Origin of the sequence: Paenibacillus sp. FSL L8-0340, from assembly GCF_038593145.1 — a bacterium.
In the GTDB taxonomy this organism is placed as follows: Bacteria; Bacillota; Bacilli; order Paenibacillales; family Paenibacillaceae; genus Paenibacillus_AQ.
This window is the reverse complement of sequence record NZ_CP151967.1, coordinates 6031991-6057908: the sequence shown is the minus strand read 5'-3', so window position 1 is coordinate 6057908 and position 25918 is coordinate 6031991. Positions and strand designations below refer to the sequence as shown.

The following is a 25918-nucleotide window of genomic DNA, read 5'->3' as shown; positions in this document are numbered from 1 at the left end:
CAGAGGATTGGCAATGTGTCTGGAATTGCGCTATAATGGCAGGCACATGAGCAATGCGGATTTCCTCAGCAGTGAAAAAATGACATACCGCCTTGAACGTGTTAAAATATTTCTGAACGGAAAGACTAATCTGTATAGAGAAAAGAGGTTGGTGGCATGAGTCTGGTACCAATGGTTGTGGAATCCACAAGTCGGGGAGAACGGTCATACGATATCTATTCCAGATTGCTGAAGGATCGCATCATCTTCCTGAGCAATGCAATTGACGATGATGTCGCCAATCTGATTATTGCCCAGTTGTTGTTCCTGGCAGCAGATGACCCCGAAAAAGACATTCACCTGTACATCAATTCGCCTGGTGGTTCTGTGACAGCCGGCATGGGTATATATGATACGATGCAATACATCAAACCCGATGTTTCTACGATTTGCGTAGGAATGGCAGCCAGTATGGGATCGCTGTTGCTTACTGCCGGAGCTCCGGGTAAAAGATACGCGCTGACCAATAGTGAGGTCATGATTCATCAGCCGCTTGGCGGCGTTCAAGGGCAGGCATCCGATATCTGGATTCACACGGATTGGATACTCAAGACTAGACATAAGCTGAATCAAATATATGTGGATCGCACAGGTCAGCCCCTTGAAAAAATCGAACGGGATACGGACCGCGATAACTTCATGAGCGCGGAAGAAGCGAAGGAATATGGGCTTATTGACCAGGTACTCTCTTCACCGATCATATCTTAAAGGGGTGGTAAGATGTTTAAATTTAATGATGAAAAAGGGCAATTGAAATGTTCCTTTTGCGGCAAATCACAAGAGCAGGTTCGTAAGCTTGTAGCAGGACCTGGTGTTTATATATGTGACGAATGCATCGAGCTATGCACGGAAATCGTGGAGGAAGAGCTCGGCCATGAGGAAGAGCTGGACCTGAAGGATATCCCGAAACCAAAGGAAATCCGTGATATTCTTGATCAATACGTAATCGGCCAGGAGCAGGCGAAGAAATCGCTCTCCGTTGCTGTATATAATCACTACAAGCGTGTGAACAGCCAAAGCAAGATCGAAGACGTTGAACTGACGAAGAGCAATATTCTCCTGCTCGGTCCAACAGGTTCGGGTAAAACGCTGCTTGCGCAGACCATGGCGAAGATTATCAACGTTCCGTTTGCCATTGCAGATGCCACTTCTCTTACGGAAGCGGGCTATGTGGGTGAGGATGTTGAGAACATTTTGCTGAAGCTGATTCAGGCTGCAGATTATGATGTGGAAAAAGCCGAACGCGGTATTATCTATATTGATGAAATTGATAAAGTAGCACGCAAATCCGAGAATCCGTCCATCACACGCGACGTTTCCGGTGAAGGTGTACAGCAGGCCCTGCTGAAGATTCTGGAAGGCACTGTAGCTTCCGTACCACCGCAAGGCGGACGCAAACATCCTCACCAGGAGTTTATCCAAATCGACACGACGAACATCCTGTTCATCGTGGGCGGTGCTTTTGACGGTCTGGAGCAAATGATCAAACGCCGTATCGGCAAAAAAGTCATCGGCTTCAACGCTGCTGTTGAAGGTCAGAAGGACCTGAAGACAGGCGAATACCTGTCCATGGTATTGCCTGAAGACCTGCTCAAATTCGGTCTCATTCCTGAGTTTGTCGGCCGTCTGCCGGTAATCTCCACGCTAGAGCCGCTTGATGAGAATACGCTGGTACGCATTCTGTCCGAGCCGAAAAACGCGCTCACCAAGCAGTATATCAAGCTGCTGGAAATGGACAATGTCGCGCTGAAATTTGAACCGCTGGCGCTTGAAGCCATCGCTAAGGAAGCCATCAAACGTAACACGGGTGCCCGTGGTCTGCGTGCAATCATAGAGAGTATTATGCTTGATGTGATGTATGAGGTTCCTTCGCGCGATGACATCAAGGACTGCGTGATTACGGAGAAGGTCGTTCAAGAGAAGGCGTTGCCTGAGCTGGGCATCAAGAAAGACAAGAAGAAGGAAGAAAGCGCCTAATTAAACAATACAATTCACAGACTCCACCTTTTTGCCGCTATCCCGCTTCACAAAGCGGGAGCGGTGGGGGTGGAGCTTTGATCGTTATGGGGGAGAAAACCATGTTCTTGAGACACCAGACCCGTCCTGTCAATGTTGGCGGAGTTATTATCGGGGGAAACAATGAGGTTGCTATTCAAAGCATGTGTACGACCAAAACCGCTGATGTGGAAGCTACGGTCGCTGAAATCCTGCGGCTGGAGGAAGCGGGCTGCCAGCTCGTGCGCGTAACTGTCAACAATGAAGAAGCGGCTGCTGCGATCAAGGAAATCAAGAAGCAGATTCATATTCCGCTTGTAGCGGATATTCATTTCAACTATAAGCTGGCATTGCTGGCTATTGAGAACGGTATCGACAAGGTCCGGATCAATCCCGGCAACATCGGCCGCCGCGACAAGGTGGAAGCTGTAGTCAAAGCCTGCAAAGAAAAAGGAATTCCGATCCGCATCGGCGTAAATGCCGGTTCACTGGAAAACCACTTGCTCGAGAAATACGGCTACCCTACTCCGGAAGCCATGGTCGAGAGCGCACTTTATCATATTGGAATTCTCGAGGAACTCGATTTCCATGACATTATCGTTTCCCTGAAGGCTTCGGATGTACCTATGGCTATCGAGGCTTACCGCAAGGCAGCAGAAGTCATTCCTTATCCGCTGCATCTGGGCATTACAGAATCGGGCACGTTGTTCGCAGGAACCGTGAAGAGCTCGGCAGGTATCGGGGCACTGCTCTCTATGGGCATCGGCAGCACCGTGCGGATCTCGCTCAGTGCCGATCCAGTTGAGGAAGTGAAGGTAGCGCGTGAACTGCTCAAGACTTTTGGTCTGATCTCCAATGCTGCCACCTTGATCTCGTGTCCGACCTGCGGACGCCTGGACATTGACCTCTTCTCCATCGCGAACGAAGTAGAGGAGTATATTTCCAAGCTGAAGGTGCCGATCAAAGTATCGGTGTTGGGCTGCGCCGTTAACGGCCCCGGAGAAGCCCGTGAAGCCGATATCGGCATCGCCGGTGCCCGTGGTGAGGGACTGCTGTTCCGTTACGGCAAAATGATCCGCAAGGTTCCTGAGGCAGAGCTTGTCTCCGAACTGAAGAAGGAAATCGACATCATCGTCGCCCACTTTGAAGCAACGGGTGAAATCCCCGGCCGCAAGCATGCCGGACTGGCTCCTGCAATAGGCGTGGGTAATCCGGAAGAATAGTAGAACTTATTCTAAAAAATTCTAAGCCGATAGCAATTGAAGGAAATTGCAACTGTTTGACCAGTTGAACAAGCTTCCTTTTTTATCCATGCTTCATCCAGCTGCTGATTGAAACTCGTTGCTCTGAAGTTTGGCTATACTATAATTGCACTAATTGGAATTAACTAAGGGGAAATACTCCCGATAATTTGTTATTATTCAGGAGAATGAAGAGTGTAGAGGGAATTTCTCCCTTTAATACAATCATCTTAGGACGATTAGGAGCTTTAGAAATAATTAAAGGGCAGTATTCCCTTTATTGCTCGAGAAACAAGCATTCTGGATATAATAGCGGGCGTATTTCCCTCTAAGTATAGATAGTTGTTCCTAATTTTTTTATAGTATGAAGCAAGGTGACGTAGAACGTCCCATTGCACCACGGGTGATCCGGCGGTGAAATGGGGCGTTTTTTATTTTATATAACCAAAGGGGGATTAGCGGATATGTATCACAAGCCGAATATTGAAGAGTTTATTCAGCATCATCTAGATTCTAGGAGCGGAGAGCGAAGGGGGAGGCTGGAGAGGGGGCATCGGCATGCCGAAGCATTATTTCTGCAAAATGTATGGTGGCCGCTGCGTGGTGACTTCTGCGATCTTCATCCGGAATACGAAGTCACGGACTGGCGCGGCCGTTCCTATTTTGCTGATTTTGCATTTTTGCCGGGAACGATCAGACTCCTGTTGGAGATCAAAGGTTATGCTGCACATGTAAAGGATATGGACAGACAGAAATATAGTAATGAGCTGAACCGCGAAACGTTTCTGTGTGCAATGGGTTACCAAGTCGTCTCCTTTGCCTACGATGATGTGGAGCAGTGTCCTGAATTATGTGTTACCTTACTGCGCATGGTGTTGAGCAGATATATAGCACCAGCTGTTCCAGTGGAGAAGTTACTGCTGGTTGAGAGAGAAATTATGCGTTTTGTAATCCGTCAGGCCGGAACCGTACGACCGCAGGATGTAGCTGAATATTTCTCACTCGATCCTAAAACAGCCCGGCACATGTTGTATAAGTTATGTGAAAAAGGTTGGCTAATACCTGCAAAACGTGGCGAGGGTGTCCGGAGGGTAAGGTATGAGCTGGCGCGCAATGTTCTCAGTTACTGGGAATAGTAGAGTTAGTGCTGCAACTAAGTGGTGTGTCGAACATGGAGAAATAGGATGGGAGGATTTTAGTAAGCGAAGAACAGTAAAACCTTGGGATAGCGGGAAATGTTCCCTATAAATTTGCTGTGATATGCTCGTGCTTACAAGTTGCGGGGAATTTGCCCGCTAACTTTTAATGGAAAAGCTGATTTTATAATAATCTTTAAAAATATAGGGAGGATATCCCTCTATTTTAGCTATATAGATTAAATATCTTGAAATAGAGGGGGTATTTCCCTTTGGGGAAAAGTCTGTTCAAAAGTTTTTGTGAGGCTGCTCAATGTATGGCCCGCAGCAGCAACATTTAGAAGGGCATATCAACGGCTGGTGACCGCAGCTACGCGAGGAAGTCGCATCAACGTACTATCGGCTTATCGTTACAGCTCCGTTTAGTGGTGCATATCAACGACTAGTGGCAAGCAGCTACACCAAGACGTCGCATCAACGTATTATCGCTTATTGTTACAGCTCCGTTTAGTGGTGCATATCAACGACTAGTGGCCGCAGCTATGCCAAGACGTCGCATCAACGTACTTTCGCCCACAGCTACAGCTACGTTTAGTGGTGCATATCAACGACTAGTGGCCGCAGCTACACCAAGACATCATATCATCCCGCAATAGCAACGCAAGACATCCTTATCAACGGTCTAGCGCTCGTAGCTAGGACTAAATAGATGTCAGAAACTACGCTCTATCACCCTCAACAACGACAATCACCTGGCCTCTCGTGCCCCTAGTTGCAGCATTAGCACGAAGGCGATCCGCGCCTGACCCTCATTACGATGCCCAACTCCTTGCCGATCTTGTCCGCCCATACCCTTTCCTACATCACCCCCCTTATTCATCCTGTAACATTCAGCTATAAAATACAGATAACAATCCCGTCAATCTGGCCTTCGGTCAAAACCCTGAATTCTTATCCAAAATTTAGTTAATCTTTCATAAATACTGTCCCCACTGCGTTTACGAATGACCGAAACGGCTATACTACCTAGTAGTAGCCAACGGTATAGACCAGGTAGACTGAATGAAATGGGAGGATGACCTATGGAATTAAGCTCATTGAGCATATTGCTGATGATCGTGCAGCTCTTTTTCGCGCTGGTTATCGGCGTTTATTTTTGGAATTTGCTGCGGGGACAGAAGACCAATAAGACGGCGGTGGATCGTGAGTCGCGCAAGGAGCTGGATAAGCTGCGGAAGATGCGGATGATTTCTCTAACCAAACCGCTCTCGGAAAAGACGCGTCCGGCCTCCATTGGCGATATCGTCGGGCAAAAGGATGGACTGCGCGCCCTGAAGGCGGCGCTGTGCAGCGCCAATCCGCAGCATGTCATCATTTACGGACCTCCGGGAGTCGGCAAGACTGCTGCTGCCCGTGTTGTCATGGAGGAAGCGAAAAAAAATGTGCTGTCCCCCTTTAAAAGTGATGCCAAATTTACAGAAATTGATGCGACAACAGCCCGTTTTGATGAACGGGGAATTGCCGATCCGTTAATTGGCTCAGTGCATGATCCGATCTACCAAGGGGCCGGTGCAATGGGAGTGGCAGGCGTGCCCCAGCCGAAGCCGGGTGCTGTGACCAAGGCGCATGGCGGGATTCTTTTTCTGGATGAAATCGGTGAGCTTCACCCCATTCAGATGAACAAGCTGCTAAAAGTTCTTGAAGACCGCAAAGTGCTGCTGGAAAGCGCCTATTACAATTCCGAGGACAGCAATACACCTGCGTATATCCATGATATTTTTCAAAATGGTCTGCCAGCCGATTTTCGTCTCGTCGGAGCAACCACGCGTTCTCCTGATGAAATTTCACCGGCGCTGCGTTCACGCTGCATGGAAATCTATTTCCGTCCTTTGCTGCCTGATGAGATCGCCGTGATCGGGCGTGATGCGATTCAGAAAATTGGTCTGAAGCCGAGCCCGGAAGCCGTGACTGTGGTGCAGCAATATGCCACTAATGGCCGGGAAGCCGTCAATATGATCCAACTCGCCGCAGGGCAGGCTTTGACCGAACAACGTGACACTCTGACTGCAGCAGATGTGGAATGGGTGGCTGGCAGCAGTCAGTTGCCGCTGCGGACGGAACGCAAGATTCCATCATCGCCTCAGATAGGGCTGGTCAACGGCCTGGCGGTGTATGGACCTGGTATGGGTACTTTGCTGGAGATTGAAGTTTCGGCTGCACCTGCCAGCGGTCAGGGTCGGCTAAACGTTACCGGTGTGGTCGATGAAGAAGAGATTGGCGGGGGATCGCGCACGATCCGTCGCAAGAGTATGGCCAAAGGATCTGTAGAGAACGTGCTGACGGTCCTGCGCACGATGAATTTGGAGCCGGACCGTTACGATCTGCATGTAAACTTTCCCGGTGGTACGCCGATTGACGGTCCATCCGCTGGAGTAGCAATGGCTGTTGCCATCGTCTCCGCAATCCGCCGTCTGCCGGTTGACAACACTGTTGCCATCACCGGAGAGATCGGGATTCACGGACGTGTTAAGCCAGTCGGCGGCGTAATCGCCAAGGTAGAGGCAGCTTTTCAGGCTGGAGCAACTACTGTGCTGATTCCGAAAGAAAACTGGCAATCCTTATTCGCCGACCTCGCCCCCCTGCGGGTCATTCCGGTGGAGACGGTGGAAGAGGTATTCCGTCACCTATTTGGGGCAGAGACCGCGGATGTAAGGCTGCCTGCAGTCTCCGGCGAAACGTTCTCTGCGTCACCTTCGCTCTTTAAGGCTGACGCTGCAGGGGATATGCAAAATTAGATTTTTGATTACAAATCTGCGATACTATAAACACTGTAATTTGAAAGTGGGTATTGTAATGAAAACTGTTGTGCTTATCGCATGGGCCATTCTGTTGCTTGTATTCACCTGTGCTTCTGACTCCAGCTTTTGGGTGAATGGCACCGTTCCATCTTTCCGTTGGCTGGGTTCAGCCGATTTCCACGAACTGACGACGCTGGATTTGAAGTATACTTCCGCGTATATCATCAGAAAGATAGGACATTTCTCAGGATTTGCTGTGCTGGCAGTCCTGTTCTATAGACGCAGTAAGAGCACCGTCCTGAGTATTCTTGTATCCATTGCTTTTGCCCTGCTGACAGAGCTGCTCCAATTATACTTTGGACGTGACGGCAGACTGTATGACGTAGCCATTGATTCTGCCGGTGTTTTGTTAGGGGCGATGGTTGTGCAGATAGTGAACAGAATTAAGTTTGATCGCAATTTAAGCAATGCGAATTAGATGTTGCTTCACAGCGAAAGAGTGGCGGAAACCCGCCGCTCTTTTTTTGAGAATTCCAAACTTCAGCACAATTTCTTGTTCCTTTTGTCCGCTTTATCTACAAACGGACATATTCCACATGGGAGTCGCAAATACTAATTGCTGCGTTGATATGCTGGAAAGACGTAGAACGTTTACACTGAAAGGCAGCCTGTTGGTGTTTTGATGCCGCTTTTGTTAGAATGAATGCATATGACACTACTTGAGAACCATGGGAGGTGCGAAAGCGATGATACCAAACAAAACAAAAGGTCGTCGTTTTCCTTTATTGCCCCTTAGAGGTCTTCTTGTGTACCCCAGTATGGTTCTTCATTTGGATGTGGGCCGCGAGAAGTCCGTTCGGGCGCTGGAAAAAGCTATGGTTGAAGATAACCTGATTCTCCTCTGTTCACAGTCGGAAGTGAATATTGAGGAGCCGGGACAAGAAGATATTTTTCGGGTCGGTACCGTCGCGAATGTGCGGCAAATGCTGAAGCTTCCCAACGGCACGATTCGTGTGCTGGTGGAAGGTGTGGAGCGGGCCGAAATTATTCATTATATGGATAATGAGGAGTTTTACGAGGTGATGGCGCGCGAGCTGCCAGAGCAGGAGGATGTGGATCAGGAGAGTGATGCTCTAATGCGCACCGTACTGAGCCAATTCGAGCACTACATCACTTTGTCCAAAAAAGTCACCCCAGAAACGCTTGCTGCTGTCTCCGATATTGAAGAGCCGGGAAGACTCGCCGATGTCATCACGAGCCATTTGGCGCTGAAGATTAAAGATAAGCAGGAGATTCTGGAGACCATTGATGTCAGCAAACGCCTGGAGAAGCTGCTCGATATCCTTAACAATGAGCGGGAAGTGCTTGAACTTGAGCGCAAGATCAACCAGCGTGTGAAGAAACAGATGGAGAAAACCCAGAAGGAATATTATCTGCGTGAACAGATGAAAGCGATCCAGAAGGAGCTCGGCGAAAAAGAAGGCCGGGCCGGTGAAGCGGATGAGCTGCGCAGCCTGATGGAAGAAAAGAATCTGCCGGAGCGTGTGCAGGAGAAGATCGAGAAGGAAATCGACCGATTGGAAAAAATGCCCGCTAGCTCGGCGGAAGGCAGCGTCATTCGCAACTATGTGGATTGGCTGCTGAGTCTGCCTTGGAGCGAATCGACAGAGGATGATTTGGATATTCTGAAGGCGGAGCAGGTGCTGGATGCGGATCATTACGGTCTGGAGAAACCGAAGGAAAGGGTGCTGGAATATCTGGCCGTCCAAAAGCTGGTCAAGAAGCTGAAGGGCCCGATTCTCTGTCTGGTAGGGCCTCCGGGTGTCGGCAAAACTTCGTTAGCTCGTTCGATTGCCCGTTCACTGAACCGCAAGTTCGTGCGCATTTCTCTGGGCGGCGTGCGGGATGAAGCTGAGATTCGCGGCCACCGCCGCACCTATGTCGGTGCAATGCCGGGCCGGATCATTCAGGGGATGAAGACAGCGGGCAGTGTTAATCCGGTCTTTCTCCTCGACGAAATTGACAAGATGGCGGCGGACTTCCGCGGCGACCCTTCGGCGGCACTGCTGGAGGTGCTTGATCCGGAGCAAAACAATACGTTCAGCGATCACTTCGTCGAGTTGCCGTTCGACCTGTCGAATGTTATGTTCGTGACAACTGCGAATGCTGTGCATAACATTCCACGTCCACTGCTTGACCGGATGGAGATGCTCTTCATTCCCGGTTACACAGAACTGGAGAAACTACAAATTGCCAGCCGTTATTTGCTGCCGAAGCAGCGTAAGAATCATGGCTTGGAGGATGAACAGCTGTCCATTGAAGACGACACCCTGCTGAAGATCGTCCGCGAATATACCCGGGAATCCGGGGTACGTAATCTGGAGCAGCAGATCGCGGCACTATGCCGCAAAGCAGCAAAGCAGATTGTATCCGATGAGAAGTTACAAGTCAGTATCCTGCCGGGTGAGGTCAAGGACTATCTCGGTGTATCGAAGTACCGTTACGGTATGGCCGAGTTGGAGGATCAGATTGGCACCGTAACCGGGCTGGCATGGACCGAGGTTGGAGGCGACACGCTGCTGATCGAAGTGACAGTTGTTCAGGGCACTGGCAAGCTGACGCTTACGGGACAACTGGGTGATGTGATGAAGGAGTCGGCACAGGCTGCTTTCAGCTATACCCGTTCAAAGGCGGAGGAGCTGGGACTAGAGCCGGATTTTCATGAGAAAAACGACATTCACATTCACATCCCTGAAGGTGCAATACCGAAGGATGGCCCCTCTGCAGGGATCACCATTGCTACTGCGTTGATCTCCGCACTGACCAAACGCTATGTATCTAAAGACGTGGCAATGACGGGGGAGATTACGCTGCGCGGGCGTGTCCTGCCGATTGGCGGGCTCAAGGAGAAATCGCTGGCTGCCCACCGTGCCGGTTACAAAAAAATCCTTCTTCCGAAGGACAACGAGCGCGACCTCAAGGATATCCCGGAGAGCGTACGCAACGATGTGGAGTTTGTGCCAGTATCCCATATGGATCAGGTGCTGCAGCATGCACTTGTTGAACATCATACAGAAATTAGCAGTGAAGCGCCGAGTAGTGTGCATTAGAAAGGAAGTCCTATGAAAGTTAACAATGCCGAATTTATCATCAGCGCCGTAGGCCCTGATCAATACCCAGTTGACGCCTTGCCGGAGATTGCTCTGGCAGGGCGCTCCAACGTAGGGAAGTCCTCCCTGATCAACCGGATGATTAACCGTAAAAATCTGGCCCGTACCAGCTCCACACCGGGCAAGACACAGCATATGAACTATTACCGTATCAATGAAGATATGTATTTTGTTGACTTTCCGGGCTACGGGTATGCCAAGGTTTCCAAAACCCAACGTGCCTCATGGGGGAAAATGGTCGAAAAGTATATGGCAGAGCGGGACACGCTAAGGCTTATTCTGCTTATAGTGGATTTGCGCCACCCACCGACCAGTAATGACAAAATGATGTTTGATTGGCTGAAGCATTATGATCTGCCGCTCTGCGTAGTGGCAACCAAAGCGGACAAGATTCCCAAGACCCGCTGGCCAAAACATATCAAAATTATGAAACAGGAGCTCGGCGTATTGCCGGGTGATAATTTCATCTCCTTCTCCTCGGAGCTGGGCCTCGGCAAAGATGAACTGTGGGAACTGATTGAGAGATACTGCCTTCCTTCTGAAGAAGAGCTAGCGGATGAGCGGGAGAGCCAGGAACCCGGAGAAGCATCTCAGTCTCAGTCTGAGGATACCTCTGAAGAATAAGTTGGTCCTGATCTATAGAAAATATGCGTATATCATAGGATCAATGCGAATTCTTCACCTATCCTCCCATTCCCACGCTATAAGAGGGAGCAATGGTCTTTAGCCTCCTCTAGCATGAGAGAAACCCGCCGCTCTACGTTGTATAATCAATCTAATGATTGCTATAAGAATAGAGGGATGGTTATGGCTCAGCGATTGGCGACGGAATATGTAAATACAACTTTGCAAATGACAGAATTTCAGATGAACCAGTTTCTGCTCACAGCCGATACCTGCTTTATCAGCCACCGTGTTAAGGTCCTCGGAGGTGGAGAACAGGAGATTGTACTGGAGGAAAACGGGGGAGAAGCGATTCGCCTCAATGTGGAACGCCGGGGGCATCTCTATATCTGCACGTTTTCCTGCCGGGTTGTGAACCCTCATCTGAATAATGCAGTCCGCAAGCTTTTTGTCACTTATAAGGGGTCTGGTTCAGTGAATAGGATTTATCAAGGAATCACAATGGAGTATTATTATGAGAGTGGATCGGTCCGCCGGATTTCAGAGCTTACTGCTAATGGCAGCAAGCTGATCTATCAGCATAAACAGTCCTTATCGGAGATGATGACTCTCTTTAAGTCTGACGCAATAGAACGGGAGATTGCGGCGCTGCGCCTCGAAATTGATAGTTTATTAGATTGCAGACTTACCGTCCAGAGCGATAAAATGATAGGTAAAATTGACGGTAAACTTACAGCGATAAACCGGCGTTTGATAGAATTGGAATTGTAGGAATGAATTACACATTAATTCTAGCGATTATTCCCCAGTGAAATGGTTGTATTTTTGCGAAAAATCTATAAAATAAAGCTAGAAAAGGATCGATAAAAAGTATATGATAGATATTCATAACCACATTTTACCTTTTATGGATGATGGAGCTGCAGACTGGGAAGCGGCTCTCGCCATGGCACAGGACGCCCAGAAGGATGGTATTTCTACGGCAATAGCTACACCTCATCATGCCAATGGAGTATATATGAATCCCGCTCCAAATATTGGACAAGCCGTTCAGCTTCTGAATGAGAGACTTCAACAAGCTGGTATTAACCTGCTAGTACTGCCTGGTCAGGAGATCCGCATATACGGGGATCTCCTAATTGATTTGGAACAAGGCCAGTTGCTGACGCTTGCGGGATCAAAGTATATATTGCTAGAAATGCCTTCTTCTCGGGTACCACGCAGCATGGAGGAAACTTGCCATGAGCTTATGATTTTAGGTTTTGTCCCAGTCATTGCCCATCCGGAGCGCAATGCTGAAATTGCTGATGATCCCGCCAAATTAGAAAGATTAATAGAGCTGGGAGCACTAGGGCAAGTCACAGCGCAGAGTATTGCCGGAGTCTTTGGAAGCAAACTGCAGAAGCTATCACTCGACCTGTGTCGAAGAAACGCTGTTCATGTGATCGCTTCCGATGCGCATGACAGCCGTCATCGGCCCTTTGGTCTCAGTGAAGCTTACAACGTTGTGGAGAAAGAACTGGGGGCTGCCGTTTCCGACTGTTTTCGCCACAATTCACAGAGAATTATAGCCAACGAGGAGCTAGTTCGAGTGCTTTATACGGGTTCCCGCAAAAAAAGTCAAAAAATCTTCGGAATATTTTCTCGTAAAGCGTGACCAATCTCTCGAATAGTGGTAGAATGGGTAATACTGGGTTATTGTTACATTTTATTTGAATAGAGTTGGCTTAGTATGACCTATTCTAACAGCAACAGCAGTAACAGATTCAACACTACATACAAAGAGGTGGATGAAAAGTGACTTTGAAGAAAAAATTAGCAGTATCAACACTAGCAGTAAGTATGGCAGCAGCATCTGTAGCAGGCTTCCCTTTCAGCAGCCAAGGTTTGGCTAAACATTTGAGTGGCGTTGCATCTGCGGCATCTAGCAATGACGTAATTTTTACAGCTTTGAAAGATCGTGCTAATGTGTTGTATGCAACTTTGGCAGAAGCTGACAAACAAATCCTGCGCGATTTCCGTGGAGAGCTTCAGGGCTTGACTCAAGCACAATTGGAAGCGGATTTTGCTCCCGTGACGGATAAGTTGACTTTCCTGACACAGGCTGACAAATCTCTGTTACACAAACTTTATGTGGAGATCGTTACATCTGTATATACTCCTGAGTATTCAGCAGTAACTGACATTCAGAAGTCTGAGAACTACCAAGCTTACAAAGACTTGGTGAAGAAGATTGCTGGAGAAATTGGCCTGCCTAACCTAACTGTTGATGAAGTATACACTTCCATCTTCGGTGCAAACGGTGTTGAACAAACACTGATCCCTCTCTTCAAGGGACAAAGTGAAGCTGTGATTCTTGCAGCGTTGCAAGACGAGAACAGTGCTCTTTTCAAACAAGCCAAAGAAGCTACTCTTAAAGTTGCAGTGGGTTCCTCTACTGTTAATGGTGTGCTTAACGGACTCAATAAGTTCGGAGTAACCAGAGTTGAACTTGCGGCAGTGAAGAATAACCTGCAAAACGAAGCATCCGTTACTAAAGAAAAGGCTGCGGCATTGGTGCTTGCAAGAGCATATTACAACGCATACCTCCAAGCTGGCGGTAACAATGGCGGTAATAACGGTGGCGGTACTGGTGGCGGTACTGGTGGTACAGTAGTCACTAATCCTACTGCTACACCAGGCATCTATGATGTATCCAAGCTTGTAAGCATTGTGGGCGATGTGGCTACATTGAATTTGGTTGACGCCGATGTACTCAAAGCATTTGATGCCCTTCTGGCTGCAAACCCTGGGAAGACCGGTCTCACCCTCACTTTGAACCTCGGAACAGTGAATGCTAAGACTGTAAAAGTTCCATTGTCCAAAGTGATTATTGAAGCTGCTAAAGCTAAAGGTATCGCGAACATTGCTATTACTTTTAACGGATTGACTGTAACTATTCCAGTAGCACAATTCAGCGATGCTGTTACTTTGACTACTACAACAGGTGAAGATGCTACGGTAACTTCCATTTCCAAGTTGAAATTGGCTTCTAAAGTATATGACTTCGGTTTGACAGTTGGTGGTGTGGCTACAACAACATTTAAACAACCGTTGACTATTAAACTGCCGCTTAAGGATACTACAGGTCTTGATAAAGAACTGTTGTCTGTAGCGAAAGTTGTATACAGTGATCTGCAATTCCAAGGCGGCGTGCTGGATGGCGAACATATCGTTGAACCACGTGATACATTCTCTTCCTATGCTGTACTTGAGAACAAAGTAAGTTTCAGTGATATTGCTAAAGTTCAAGCTTGGGCTGGAAGACAAATTCAAGTCGTAGCTGCTAAGGGCGCGATTGAAGGTATCGGAAATGGTAAATTTGCTCCTAAGAACAATGTTACCCGTGGGGAATTCGCTAAGATGCTGGTTCGTGCTTTGAACTTGGAAAACAGCACAGCAACTGAAAGCTTCAGCGATGTGAGTTCTACTGCATGGTACGCTCCTTACGTAGCTGTTGCTGCAGAGAAGGGTATTATCCAAGGCCGTACTTCAACTACATTCGATCCAACTGCAACGATTACACGTGCTGAGATGGCTACTCTGATCTCCCGTGCATTGAAATTGACTCACCCAGATGCAAAGACAGATGCTTCGGCTCTGAACAAATTCACTGATGCTGCTAAGATCAATGCTACGCTGAAAGATGGAGTAGCCTTCGCTGCCAGCAACAACTTGGTAATCGGTAATGCTGGTAAGTTTAACCCTACAAACACAGCTAGCCGTGCAGAAGCTGCAGTAATTATCTATCGTACTATTAACTTCAAGTAAGCAATAAGCAAGTGGAGAGCCTCCTCTCGTCTACGTGAGAGGGGGCACTTTTTTAGCGTGGATTGAAATATTACAGAAACAGCTTGGAGGGAAATTCACTTGTCAGCACAAGAATTGGATCTTCGCGATTATTTTCAGATTGTCAGGAAAAGAGTTTGGTTAATTGTTAGTATTGTAGTAGTGGCAAGTATTCTTGCCGGAATATACAGTTTGTATATCAAGAATCCCGTATATGAAGCTTCCACGAAGATCATTGTGAATCAGACACCTACACAATCTACGGTAGGTCAGCTTGATCTTAACCAGATCAACACGAACATACAGCTGATTAACACGTACAAGGAAATTATCAAGACACCGGCGATTCTAGATGTCGTAGCCAAGAACTATCCGCAATTTGATATCACTGCGGAGGAGTTGTTGAAGAAGGTAAACGTGAGTTCCGTAAATAATACGCAGGTGATGACACTTGTCGTTCAAGATAATTCATACCAGAGAGCTGCAGAAATTGTGAATGCCATTTCACTTGTGTTCAAGCAAGAAATACCTTCGCTGTTCAATGTACAGAACGTCTCCATTCTAAATGAAGCCAAGACCAACCCGACTGTTGAGCCGGGTCCAGTTGAACCCAATGTAATTATGAACATTGCTATTGCTTTCATTGTTGCCCTTATGATTGGACTCGGGATTGCTTTCCTGCTGGAATATTTGGATGATACGCTGAAGACGGAAGATGATATTGAGAAATACCTCGGTCTGCCAACAATTGCTATGATCACAAGAGTGGGTCAAGAAGAAGGCAAAGGGACTGAAACACAAGCGCAGTTATTGTCCAGAAAGGCAGGGGAACTCGAACATGTCACAGCAACCAAATAACCAACAACGCCATCTGATTACCGTGACGAACCCTCGTTCACCTATTTCTGAAGCTTTTCGTGCGCTTCGTACCAATATTGATTTTTCTTCCGTGGATGAACAGATTCAAGTAATTATGGTTACCTCCTCCGGTCCGGAAGAAGGGAAATCTACTGTCTCTGCCAACCTAGCGGCTGCGTATGCTCAGGCCGACAAGAAAGTGTTGTTGATTGACGGGGATTTACGAAAACCAACAGCCCACAAGACGTTTTCTTTAAGCAATCGTTACGGGTTATCCTCGTTGTTATCTCAACAGGCTGTACTCAAAGAAGTGGTTCAGGAGTCTGGAGTGAATAATCTTTACTTGATGACTTCTGGTCCGATTCCTCCGAATCCTGCTGAGATGCTGGCCTCTAATCGGATGAGCACAGTAATTCAAGAACTACGTCAGAACTTTGATGTGATCCTGATTGATACACCGCCATTATTGGCTGTTACAGATGCGCAGATTGTTGCTTCCAAGAGTGACGGAGTCATTATGGTAGTGAGTTATGGTAAGGTCAAACGGGATATTGCTGCCAAAGCTAAAGGGAATCTGGATCGTGTAGGCGCTAAAATGCTGGGAGTGGTACTCAATAATGTCAAACGTAAAGCCAGCGAAGGCTACTATTACTACTACTATGGAAATTAATGTACTGTAGAGAAATTTGTTATTTTTGGAGGCACTAAAAATGACAGCGAAATCCAGAGTGTTCATGTTATTCCTGATAGACCTGGTTATTATTTGGCTTAGTATTGTAACGTCCTATATGTTTCGCTTTTATGAAGGAATCCCCCATGAATATGTTATTCAGATGTTACAATTCGGTCTGATCTCGTCGGTTGCTATCGGGGGGAGTTTGATTTACTTCGGTCTTTATCGGCGGATGTGGCAATATGCTAGCATTGGAGAAATTGTTTCTATTTTTAAAGCCATTTTAATAGGCGCAATAATCTCTTACGGTGTTGCGCTGTTGCTTCTTCCAGCACGCGTTCCCTTTGGTGTTGAAGTTCGGACAATGGAGACGATTTTGGTATTAGTAGGTGGAGTTCGTTTCTTGTGGAGAGTTTTCCATAATGACCGGATTAACTATAAGGATACCGAAACTCATGCTATTATTGTTGGAGCTGGGAATTGCGGAATGCTGATTGCCAAGGAGATGATGGGCCCTTCTTTCGCTCATACTAAGATTGTTGGATTTATTGATGATGATAATAATAAATATCATATGTCGATATTGGGCTTGCCAGTTTTGGGCAACAGATATGATTTGCCACGTCTTGTTAAAGAAAAACACATTCATGAAATTATTATTGCGATGCCTTCTGTATCCAGAACTGAAATCTCTGAGATTATTAATCTGGGGAAGACAACAGGAGCCAAGTTGAAGATTATTCCTGCTTTGAACGACCTTATTTCTGGGAAAATATCCGTAAAGAAGCTTCGTGATGTAAGTGTAGAAGATTTGTTAGGGCGTGAGCCTATCGTGGCTGATCTGAATGGTATCCTGGGCTATGTTCACAATAAGATAGTTATGATTACGGGCGCAGGAGGATCCATTGGATCTGAACTTTGTCGTCAAGTTGCCCCCTTTAATCCGGACAAGCTGTTATTGCTTGGACATGGTGAAAATAGTATTTACACTATTGAAATGGAATTGCGAAAGAAGTTTCCCGAACTCGAAATCGTTACGGTAATCGCAGATGTGCAGGATCGCAATCGAATGATGGATGTGTTCCGCACATTTAGACCGCATGTTGTCTTTCATGCGGCAGCGCATAAGCACGTTCCTCTAATGGAGCGGAATCCATCGGAAGCCATTAAGAATAATGTGTTTGGTACCCGCAATGTAGCAGATGGTGCTGACCGATTCGGTGCAGAACGTTTTGTAATGATCTCTTCAGACAAGGCTGTTAATCCTACCAGTGTGATGGGGGCGACCAAACGTATTGCCGAGATGTACGTACAGAGTTTAAACACTACAAGTCAGACTAAATTTTCAGCTGTACGTTTTGGTAATGTATTGGGCAGTCGTGGCAGTGTAATTCCCGCTTTCAAGCAGCAGATCGCTGCTGGTGGTCCGGTAACTGTAACTCATCCCGAGATGGTTAGATATTTCATGACCATACCGGAAGCTGTACAATTGGTCATTCAATCTGGTTCTTTTGCCAAAGGCGGCGAAGTATTTGTATTGGACATGGGGGAACCAGTGAGAATTCTGACTTTGGCTGAAGATCTGATTACATTATCCGGCTTTGAACCTTACAAGGATATTGACATTACTTTCTCGGGGATTCGAGAAGGTGAGAAGCTATACGAAGAATTGCTAACAGATGAAGAAAATCTTGGCTCAACACAGCATGACCGGATATTTATTGGCAGACCCAACGTGATTAGTCAAAATCAGCTGGAACTGGAATTCAAACGTCTGGAGCGTGTATTGGCAGAGGAACCGAGTGCGATTCGAGAGGTTATTAATCAGATTGTTCCTATGCAGCCTGTTGCTCAAGCCGCTATTAGCTAACTATAATGATCGGAGGGGATTACTATGTTCAACAAGAGATGGAAGAAAGTACTTGCATGGTCTCTGTCTGTTATTTTAGTATTAGCAATCGGAGGGTTGTTTGCTGCTAATTATGCTGTTGATAAGCTTATGACTTCAATGGCTGGAGGTTTAGATTTAGAATCCGACAATGCATTAGATAGCCAAACTGTAGTAGAAGAAACGCCTGAAGCAACTACAGCACCGACTACAGCACAAACCGCAACAGCAACTCCTGATATAACTACTAATGTGAATACTAGTAATGATGACGCCCCTGTTGAGACTGTGTTGCCTAAGAATACAGCAAATGTAGTTGAGGAAACAGAACGGCCAGCAGCAACAGAGAGTGCTTCTAAGAATAGTGGAGAGAAGACAGGGCCCGTCACCACTACTAAACCAACAAGTAGTCCGGCCGTTGTGGAGAATAATAATCCAGATGGGTATTCTGCACAGGTATCAGCTGATAAGGCTAAGGATATCCAAGAAAATGTAACTGTTAAAGAAAAAGCAGATGTTGCATCGATAGTCATGAGTCAGTTAAGTATATCCGATATAAAACGTCTGCAGGAATTAGCTTCTGGGGGCTTGACCATTGACGAGAAGCGGGAAGCACGTAGTATTATTCTTGGTAAGGTTTCTGAGGAACAATATAATGAGCTTTCGCAAATTGCCAAAAAGTACGGTGTGAGTGAAGGGAAAACTCAAGATCAGGTTATAGCAGAGGAAAAAACACTAGAAAAGGAAAGTGAAAAGCAATGAATAAAGTAAAGGTTCCGGCAGCAGCATTGCTGCTTGTTTTGTTAATAGGTGCTGCTCCATTGACAGCTTCAGCTCCTCTTTCTGCGTCAGCAGCTCCTACAGCAAAAGTAGTATCAACTACATCTGTATCAACTAATAATAATTTCATTAAAGTACAAAACATGGATGTCAAAATGAATTTTGATGGTGTAAGCCTGGTACCACCTTCTGGTCAGTTGGTGTTTATTCATAACAATACAACTTATGTACCACTTCGCTTTATGTCTTATGCGCTTCAAAAGAGTGTGGCTTGGGATGCTAAGAATCTTAAGGTTACAGTAAACGAACCTAGCTCTTCGGAGTTGGTAGTGATAAAAGAATATTTGATGAATGTAACGATAAACAAGGATACTTTTGTTTCAAAGAGTGTAACTTTAAGTGATGCGAAAGCTAACTTTGTTTTTAATGGAAATGCCAAAACTCTTCCCAAAGGTCAATCTAGTTATTTAGTAAATGGAACTTTATATGTGCCACTTCGCTTCCTTTCGGAATCAGTCGGGAATGAAATCTCCTGGGATCAAAAGGCGATGACAATTACCGCTAAATCTAAGGGCTACGTAGAACATATAAATGAAGAACAAGCGAATGGGGGGAATACAGCAGGTAACGTAGGACCGGAACCATCCCCTACAGTAAGTTCTTCCCCAACTGGTGGATCAAGTGCTACAGGAAAAGTATCGTACGAAGAAATTACAAGTGCAACGGAATCCAAACTTAATAACTTGAAATCACAAAGTAAATCAACATTATTCAGCACGGCTATGGAATATTTAGCAGCTCAAGACGATGCTAGCAAAGCAAGTATTATAGCTAAGGGGAAACAGCAATTAGCATCATTCACAGGCAGTTTTAATAGTATAGTGTCAGATGCTGAACAACAATTGAAAGCTAACGGTTATAGTACGGATATTATTAATCAGTATAGAAGTGCGTTTGAGTCGGAAATTCAGAATGGATTAAATGCAGTTGCAGGTATGGCGGACTAAACTCCGCCTCTTATTTTATAAAGAAGAGGATAAGAGAACATGAAGCCGTATCTATTAATAAAGAGAATGCTTGATTGTTTTTTTGCTTGTTTACTACTAATTATTGCTTCCCCTATTATGTTCGCAGCAAGTATAGCTATAAAGATGAGTTCTAAAGGGCCTCTATTATTTCGTCAGAAGCGGCCAGGGCTAAATGGTGAGATTTTTACAGTTTTTAAGTTTAGAACGATGTCATTGGAAAGAGATATAAACGGGAACTTATTGCCAGATATAGAGAGAATGACTAGAGTAGGATCTTTCTTGCGAAAGACCAGTATCGATGAGTTACCTCAATTGGTAAATGTTATCAAAGGAGATATGAGTTTTATTGGACCTCGGCCATTATTAGTCCAGTATCTAGAATACTATACACCTGAACAAGCTCGAAGACATGAAGTTACCCCAGGGATCTCGGGATGGGCTCAGGTTAATGGGAGAAATGCGATCAGCTGGGAAGAAAAATTTAAATATGATGTCTGGTACGTCGATAATATCAGCTTTCGCATGGATTTAAGAATAGTGCTCAAAACAATTAGAAATGTTGTCATTAGAGACGGGATAAACAATTCACAAAATGCTACTATGCCGATTTTTACAGGTAATCATGTTGAAAGTTAAAAAATTTAACAAATAGAAGGTGTTATATTGTCTAAGCTCTTAATATTAGGAGCAGGTGGTCATGGGAAAGTTGTGGCAGATGCAGCAATGGCTTCTGGTAAATGGAGTGATATAGCATTTTTAGATAATAACAATGACTTAAATGAAGTGTTGGGGTTTCCTGTTTTAGGGAGGTTTGAAAGTTATCAATATCATCTCCAGGAAAATTGGACAGTATTTGTTGCGATTGGAAATAACAGCGCCCGAATGTACTGGTTAGATAAGTTAGAACTAGAGGGATACAATATAGCAACAATAATTCATCCCTATAGTACAATTAGCGGTTTTAGTAGTTTGGGTAAAGGTTCTGTAGCGTTAGCTGGAGTTGTAGTAAATGCTAATTCCTCTATTGGTAGGGGTTGTATTGTTAACACGTCGAGTACAGTTGATCATGATTGCATAATAAGTGAGGGAGTTCATATCTCTCCAGGAGTAAATATTAGTGGAACGGTTACAGTGAAAGAGGATAGTTGGCTGGGTGTCGGTGCGAAAGTTAATAATAATATTACTATTGGAAAAAATGTCATAGTTGCTGCTGGCGCTGTAATAATAAAGGATGTACCGGATAATGTTATGGTTGCCGGAATCCCTTCAACAATAAAAAAGTACTTTGGAGATGAACAATAATGCAAGAACGGATTTATTTATCGCCCCCTCACATGAGTGGTAATGAAATGAAGTACATACAAGAAGCATTCGATACTAACTGGATTGCTCCGTTAGGGACGAATGTAGACAAATTTGAAGAAGAAATTTGTGAATACGTTGGAGTAAATCATGCATTAGCTTTGTCTTCCGGAACAGCAGGGATTCATTTGGCGTTGAAATATTATGGAGTTGGACCAGGAGATTATGTGTTTTGTTCGGATTTAACTTTTGCAGGTAGTTGCAATCCCATCATGTATCAATATGCAAACCCAGTGTTTATTGATTCGGAGCCGAATACTTGGAATATGTCTCCAATTGCTCTGGAGAAAGCTTTTGAATGGGCTAAAAGTGAGAATAAAATGCCAAAAGCCGTTATTATTGTTGATCTTTATGGACAAAGTGCTGACTATGATCAACTTCTGCCTATATGCAAAAAATATGGCGTTCCAGTAATTGAAGATGCTGCGGAGGCACTGGGAGCAACCTATAAAGGCAAAAAGTGTGGTACATTCGGTGATATTAGCATTTTTTCCTTTAATGGAAACAAGATTATCACTACCTCTGGTGGAGGAATGGTTGTCTCGAACGATGAATCGGCGATAAATAAAATGCGCTTCTGGTCAACACAATCTAGAGAAGCAGCAAGGCATTATGAACATAAAGAAGTAGGATATAATTATCGTATGTCGAATATTTGTGCTGGAATCGGTAGAGCTCAGTTACAAACCTTAGATAAATTCATTGATAACAGAAGATATATTTTTGAACAGTATAAGCTTAAATTAAGCACTTTACCACTACTTTCTATGCCTATTAATGAATTTGGTGTGCCAAACTATTGGTTATCGGTATTCACTATTGATGAAGGAATAGGGTATACTCCTGAAGATATCATTAAAGGTTTAGAAACAAAAAATATTGAATCACGCCCTTTATGGAAACCAATGCACAAGCAAAAGCTTTTCAGTGATAATCTATTTTTTTGTCATGGAGAGGTGGAAGCAATAGGAGATCATTTATTTAGATACGGTTTATGTTTACCTTCAGGATCGTCAATGAATGAGTCACAGCAAACCTTAATTGTTAAAACTATTCATGAAATAATCCATTCTCTATAGTTTGAACTAAAATAACCGGAGTTTCTATTTATTTGTCTAAAAAATGTAAGGGGTAAATATATGAAAATATTGTATGTGACTACAATATCTGATACAATCAATGCTTTTTTAGTGCCTCATATTAAGATGCTGATTGAACAAGGTCATGAAGTGGATATTGCATGTAATATAAAAAAGAATATCAATTCAGAATTAATAGAACTGGGCTGTAAAGTTCATAGTATTCCTTTTCATCGATCTCCAGTAAAAAAGGATAATTTTATTGCAATGAGGAAAATAGGGAATATAGTTTTTGAAGGGAATTATGAAATTATTCATTCGCATACTCCAATTGCTTCCTTTCTAACTAGACTTGCGTGCAGAAAGAAAAAAAACGTGAAAATATTGTATACGGCACATGGATTTCATTTTTATAAAGGAGCTCCAATTAAGAATTGGATAATTTATTATTCTATTGAACGTTTAGCCAGTAAGTGGACAGATGGAATAATTGCAATTAATGAAGAGGATTATTCTGTTGTGCAGAAGTTGAGATTGAGAAGACGGGATTTTGTATTTAAAACGCGAGGTGTTGGGCTTGATTTGGGAAAATATTCTTATGCTAATCCTGAAGAAAAGTTGAATTTGCGTGAAAAATATGAATATAAAAAAAATGATTTTATATTATTTTATGCAGCGGAATTAAATGATAACAAAAACCAAGAACTTCTTATTAACACAATGTATTCATTAAAGGAGAAGTATCCAGATATTATTCTGCTACTCGCTGGTGAAGGTCCATTGAAGGAAAAATACGAGGAAAAAATCAGGGGATTGGGATTGTGTGGAAATATAAAACTATTAGGGTATAGAAATGATATTTCTCAGTTGTTAAAAATATCGGATATAGCTGTGGCTTCATCTAAAAGAGAAGGCTTACCAGTAAATATTATGGAAGCCATGGCAACTGGACTACCACTTATTGTTACTGACTGTAGAGGGCAACGCGATCTTGTAACAACTAATAGAAATGGATTTATCGTAGGCATGGATGATACTAATGGATTTGTAGAGGCTATTGTTAAAATAATGGAGTCTGATAAACTTATAAAGGAATTTTCCAAGAATAATTTAAATGACATACAAAAGTACTCTTTAAACAATGTGATATTAGAAATGAAATCTATATATAAGTCATTAATTGAAAACTAGTTTAAGTAGCAGGAAATAACACTATTATGTTAATAGTTATTAATATACAATATTTAAAAATTTACATCGTATTACTGGGGGTATGAATTATCCTATATATATATATATGTTGTCTTATTTTATTTTTTATTTACTTTTATAGACTTATTAAGTCAAAAAAAATCTTGAATAATTTTCACTGGTATATATTAGGGCAAGTTATATTTGTTTTAATACCTTATACAATGATTAAATTATTTGGTTTAGACTTTAAGTTTAATCAATCTAAAAATGTGATTTTGTTGGGATTTATGATTATGGTATTATCAAATTTTATTATTTTTGTAGTTTATAAATTTGATTTTGGGAAAAAGAAGAATAATGTAGTGAGTTATAATAATATGTTTAATAAATGTGTTATTTGTATAATCTATTTATTTACTTTTTTCTCGTTCTATTTTGCAGTAACAAACATCTTGGAAATCGGATTATCAAATATTACTAATAACATGATCTTGAGAGGTCAACTATCCACGCTTGGCCCATTTGCAATTATTCTTATGTTTCCGTTAGGTGTTTCAACCTATTACTGGATTAGATTAATTAATGGTGAAAGAAAACTTAGTATCAAATGTAGCTCGGTATTATTTTCTTTGATGGCACTTGTCGTAGCATTCTTTAGAGGACAACGAACGGATATTATATTAATAATACTTCTACCTCTAATTTATTATTTCTATAAAAAAAGAAAAATTTCTATTCTCTTATTTAGTTTTATTGGGCTTATAGTGTTATCATCGATCTATGCAATTTTCTTCAAAGTAACTACAAACAATTTAGGATTGAAAATTGGTGATGCTATAAAAGGAGTAGTTACTGGGGACTTGGATAGAAATTGGACTTATTGGATGAGTGTGGGTAATTCTCGGTTTATTTCAAACGATATAATGAATGAACCATACTCAGGATATATATATACAATTCTTACTTTTATTCCGAGAAGTTTAATTGAATTTAAGGGTTATTCCACAGAAACATGGTTTGTATATTTTATGGGGAATAACATATTTTACGAATGGGGAGTAGCTTCTCTTTCAAATATTAACTGGGGTATCACCTTAAGTGGGCTTAGTGAAGGGTTTATTAATGGTGGTTATGTAGGTGGAGTGATTTTCAGTATACTAACTGGATATATATTGAGGGAAATGGATTATCTACTTGAAAAGTATGAATATTTAACTTCCTGTATACCTTTTATTGCTTTGTTGTTAGCTGGTTATACTTTTTATAATATTATTGTTATTTATCTACCTGTTGTAATAACATTAATTGTACTTAATAAAAGAGACATTAGAAAAGGGAGTTATCCTAGTGTTGAAAAAAGTTTCGATAATCATGGGGATTTATAATTGTGAAGAAACATTGGCAGAAACAATAGATTCAATTATTAACCAATCATACGATAATTGGGAATTGATTATGTGTGATGATGGTTCTATTGATAGTACTATTAGAATAGCAAATGAATATTCTAATAAAGAAAATAGAGTTAGACTATTAGTACATGAAAAGAATAATGGACTAGCCAAGTCTCTAAATGATTGCCTTGATTGCGCAACAGGTGATTACATAATGAGGCATGATGCTGATGACATAATGATAATTGATAGGATTGAAAAGCAAGTTGCATATATGAACCAATATAAATGTGATGCTTGTGGGTCTGGAGCATTTATATTTGATGAATCTGGAGTATGGGGGTTAAGACAGCCTAAAGAGATTCAGGATAAACACTGTATGGTGCAAAAAGCTCCATTTATTCATCCTACAGTTATTATAAAAAGATCTGTTTTAACTGATGTTGGTGGATATTCTGATAATAGCTTAACTAGACAAAGGCTGGAAGATTATGATCTTTGGATAAAGTTGTTTGAAAAAGACTATATACTTCGAAATATACAAAAACCACTTATTTATTTTCGAGAAGACCGTAATTCATATAACCGAAAAAAAAGAAAGTTTAGATTTACAGAGGCCAAAGCTAGACTGGAAGCGTGCAAGAGATTAAATATACCTTATATAAAAAGAGTGATGGCTTTAAAACCCCTAATAATAATGTTCTTGCCTAAAAAATTGTTGAGAAAATATCATATTAATAGATCTATTAAAAACTTAAAAATAATGGAAAATAGTTAAGGGGCTTAATTTGCTAATATTTAACGTGCTTTTTTTAAACTAGGATGTGTCTG

22 protein-coding genes are annotated in these 25918 nt (G+C 43.3%); all 22 read left to right on the top strand.

The window, feature by feature from the left end; translation table 11 throughout:
* Positions 1–156: 156 nt before the first annotated feature.
* A complete protein-coding gene (gene clpP, locus NST07_RS27770; protein ID WP_038595829.1) occupies positions 157–747 on the top strand; it encodes an ATP-dependent Clp endopeptidase proteolytic subunit ClpP in 591 nt (196 codons plus the stop codon).
* Between the two features lie 12 nt (positions 748–759).
* Complete coding sequence (gene clpX / locus NST07_RS27765; RefSeq protein ID WP_341379659.1) at positions 760–2016, top strand: ATP-dependent protease ATP-binding subunit ClpX; 1257 nt, start codon at positions 760–762, stop codon at positions 2014–2016.
* A gap of 101 nt (positions 2017–2117) precedes the next feature.
* Complete coding sequence (gene ispG / locus NST07_RS27760; RefSeq protein ID WP_038600570.1) at positions 2118–3257, top strand: flavodoxin-dependent (E)-4-hydroxy-3-methylbut-2-enyl-diphosphate synthase; 1140 nt, start codon at positions 2118–2120, stop codon at positions 3255–3257.
* 482 nt (positions 3258–3739) lie between these two features.
* Positions 3740–4411 carry a type IV toxin-antitoxin system AbiEi family antitoxin domain-containing protein gene (locus NST07_RS27755; protein ID WP_342480577.1) on the top strand — a complete coding sequence of 224 codons (672 nt, stop codon included), beginning with the start codon at positions 3740–3742 and terminating at the stop codon, positions 4409–4411.
* Between the two features lie 1082 nt (positions 4412–5493).
* Entirely contained in the window at positions 5494–7206 is a 1713-nt protein-coding gene (lonB, locus tag NST07_RS27750; RefSeq protein WP_341095837.1) for an ATP-dependent protease LonB, read from the top strand.
* 58 nt (positions 7207–7264) lie between these two features.
* The gene (locus NST07_RS27745; protein WP_342480576.1) at positions 7265–7687 is read left to right on the top strand and encodes a VanZ family protein; all 423 of its coding nucleotides are present in this window, start codon (positions 7265–7267) and stop codon (positions 7685–7687) included.
* Between the two features lie 268 nt (positions 7688–7955).
* Positions 7956–10319 (top strand): endopeptidase La, encoded by a 2364-nt coding sequence (gene lon, locus NST07_RS27740; RefSeq protein WP_342480575.1) that lies wholly within the window; start codon positions 7956–7958, stop codon positions 10317–10319.
* 12 nt (positions 10320–10331) lie between these two features.
* Entirely contained in the window at positions 10332–11003 is a 672-nt protein-coding gene (gene yihA, locus NST07_RS27735) for a ribosome biogenesis GTP-binding protein YihA/YsxC (RefSeq protein WP_342480574.1), read from the top strand.
* A gap of 183 nt (positions 11004–11186) precedes the next feature.
* Positions 11187–11774, top strand: a complete 588-nt coding sequence (locus tag NST07_RS27730) for a non-ribosomal peptide synthetase module (protein WP_342480573.1) — start codon at positions 11187–11189, stop codon at positions 11772–11774.
* Between the two features lie 103 nt (positions 11775–11877).
* Positions 11878–12660 (top strand): CpsB/CapC family capsule biosynthesis tyrosine phosphatase, encoded by a 783-nt coding sequence (locus tag NST07_RS27725; RefSeq protein ID WP_342480572.1) that lies wholly within the window; start codon positions 11878–11880, stop codon positions 12658–12660.
* 146 nt (positions 12661–12806) lie between these two features.
* Positions 12807–14813, top strand: a complete 2007-nt coding sequence (locus NST07_RS27720; RefSeq protein ID WP_342480571.1) for an S-layer homology domain-containing protein — start codon at positions 12807–12809, stop codon at positions 14811–14813.
* A gap of 99 nt (positions 14814–14912) precedes the next feature.
* Entirely contained in the window at positions 14913–15689 is a 777-nt protein-coding gene (locus NST07_RS27715) for a Wzz/FepE/Etk N-terminal domain-containing protein (protein ID WP_342480570.1), read from the top strand.
* On the top strand, positions 15670–16359 hold the full coding sequence (locus NST07_RS27710; protein ID WP_342480569.1) for a CpsD/CapB family tyrosine-protein kinase: 690 nt from the start codon (positions 15670–15672) through the stop codon (positions 16357–16359). The genes NST07_RS27715 and NST07_RS27710 overlap by 20 nt, the downstream gene beginning before the upstream one ends.
* A 40-nt stretch (positions 16360–16399) precedes the next feature.
* On the top strand, positions 16400–18232 hold the full coding sequence (locus NST07_RS27705) for a nucleoside-diphosphate sugar epimerase/dehydratase (RefSeq protein WP_342480568.1): 1833 nt from the start codon (positions 16400–16402) through the stop codon (positions 18230–18232).
* A gap of 24 nt (positions 18233–18256) precedes the next feature.
* Complete coding sequence (locus NST07_RS27700; protein WP_342480567.1) at positions 18257–19012, top strand: hypothetical protein; 756 nt, start codon at positions 18257–18259, stop codon at positions 19010–19012.
* Positions 19009–20037: a stalk domain-containing protein gene (locus tag NST07_RS27695; protein WP_342480566.1), complete on the top strand. Its 1029-nt coding sequence runs from the start codon at positions 19009–19011 to the stop codon at positions 20035–20037. Before NST07_RS27700 ends, NST07_RS27695 begins: the two co-directional genes overlap by 4 nt.
* Before the next feature lie 39 nt (positions 20038–20076).
* Positions 20077–20694: a sugar transferase gene (locus NST07_RS27690; protein ID WP_342480565.1), complete on the top strand. Its 618-nt coding sequence runs from the start codon at positions 20077–20079 to the stop codon at positions 20692–20694.
* A gap of 27 nt (positions 20695–20721) precedes the next feature.
* On the top strand, positions 20722–21360 hold the full coding sequence (locus tag NST07_RS27685) for an acetyltransferase (protein WP_342480564.1): 639 nt from the start codon (positions 20722–20724) through the stop codon (positions 21358–21360).
* 32 nt (positions 21361–21392) lie between these two features.
* Positions 21393–22499, top strand: coding sequence for a DegT/DnrJ/EryC1/StrS family aminotransferase (locus tag NST07_RS27680; RefSeq protein ID WP_342480563.1), 1107 nt, complete (start codon positions 21393–21395; stop codon positions 22497–22499).
* 60 nt (positions 22500–22559) lie between these two features.
* Positions 22560–23690, top strand: a complete 1131-nt coding sequence (locus NST07_RS27675; protein WP_342480562.1) for a glycosyltransferase family 4 protein — start codon at positions 22560–22562, stop codon at positions 23688–23690.
* 224 nt (positions 23691–23914) lie between these two features.
* The gene (locus tag NST07_RS27670) at positions 23915–25078 is read left to right on the top strand and encodes an O-antigen polymerase (RefSeq protein ID WP_342480561.1); all 1164 of its coding nucleotides are present in this window, start codon (positions 23915–23917) and stop codon (positions 25076–25078) included.
* Complete coding sequence (locus NST07_RS27665) at positions 25041–25865, top strand: glycosyltransferase family 2 protein (RefSeq protein WP_342480560.1); 825 nt, start codon at positions 25041–25043, stop codon at positions 25863–25865. Before NST07_RS27670 ends, NST07_RS27665 begins: the two co-directional genes overlap by 38 nt.
* Positions 25866–25918 lie beyond the last annotated feature (53 nt).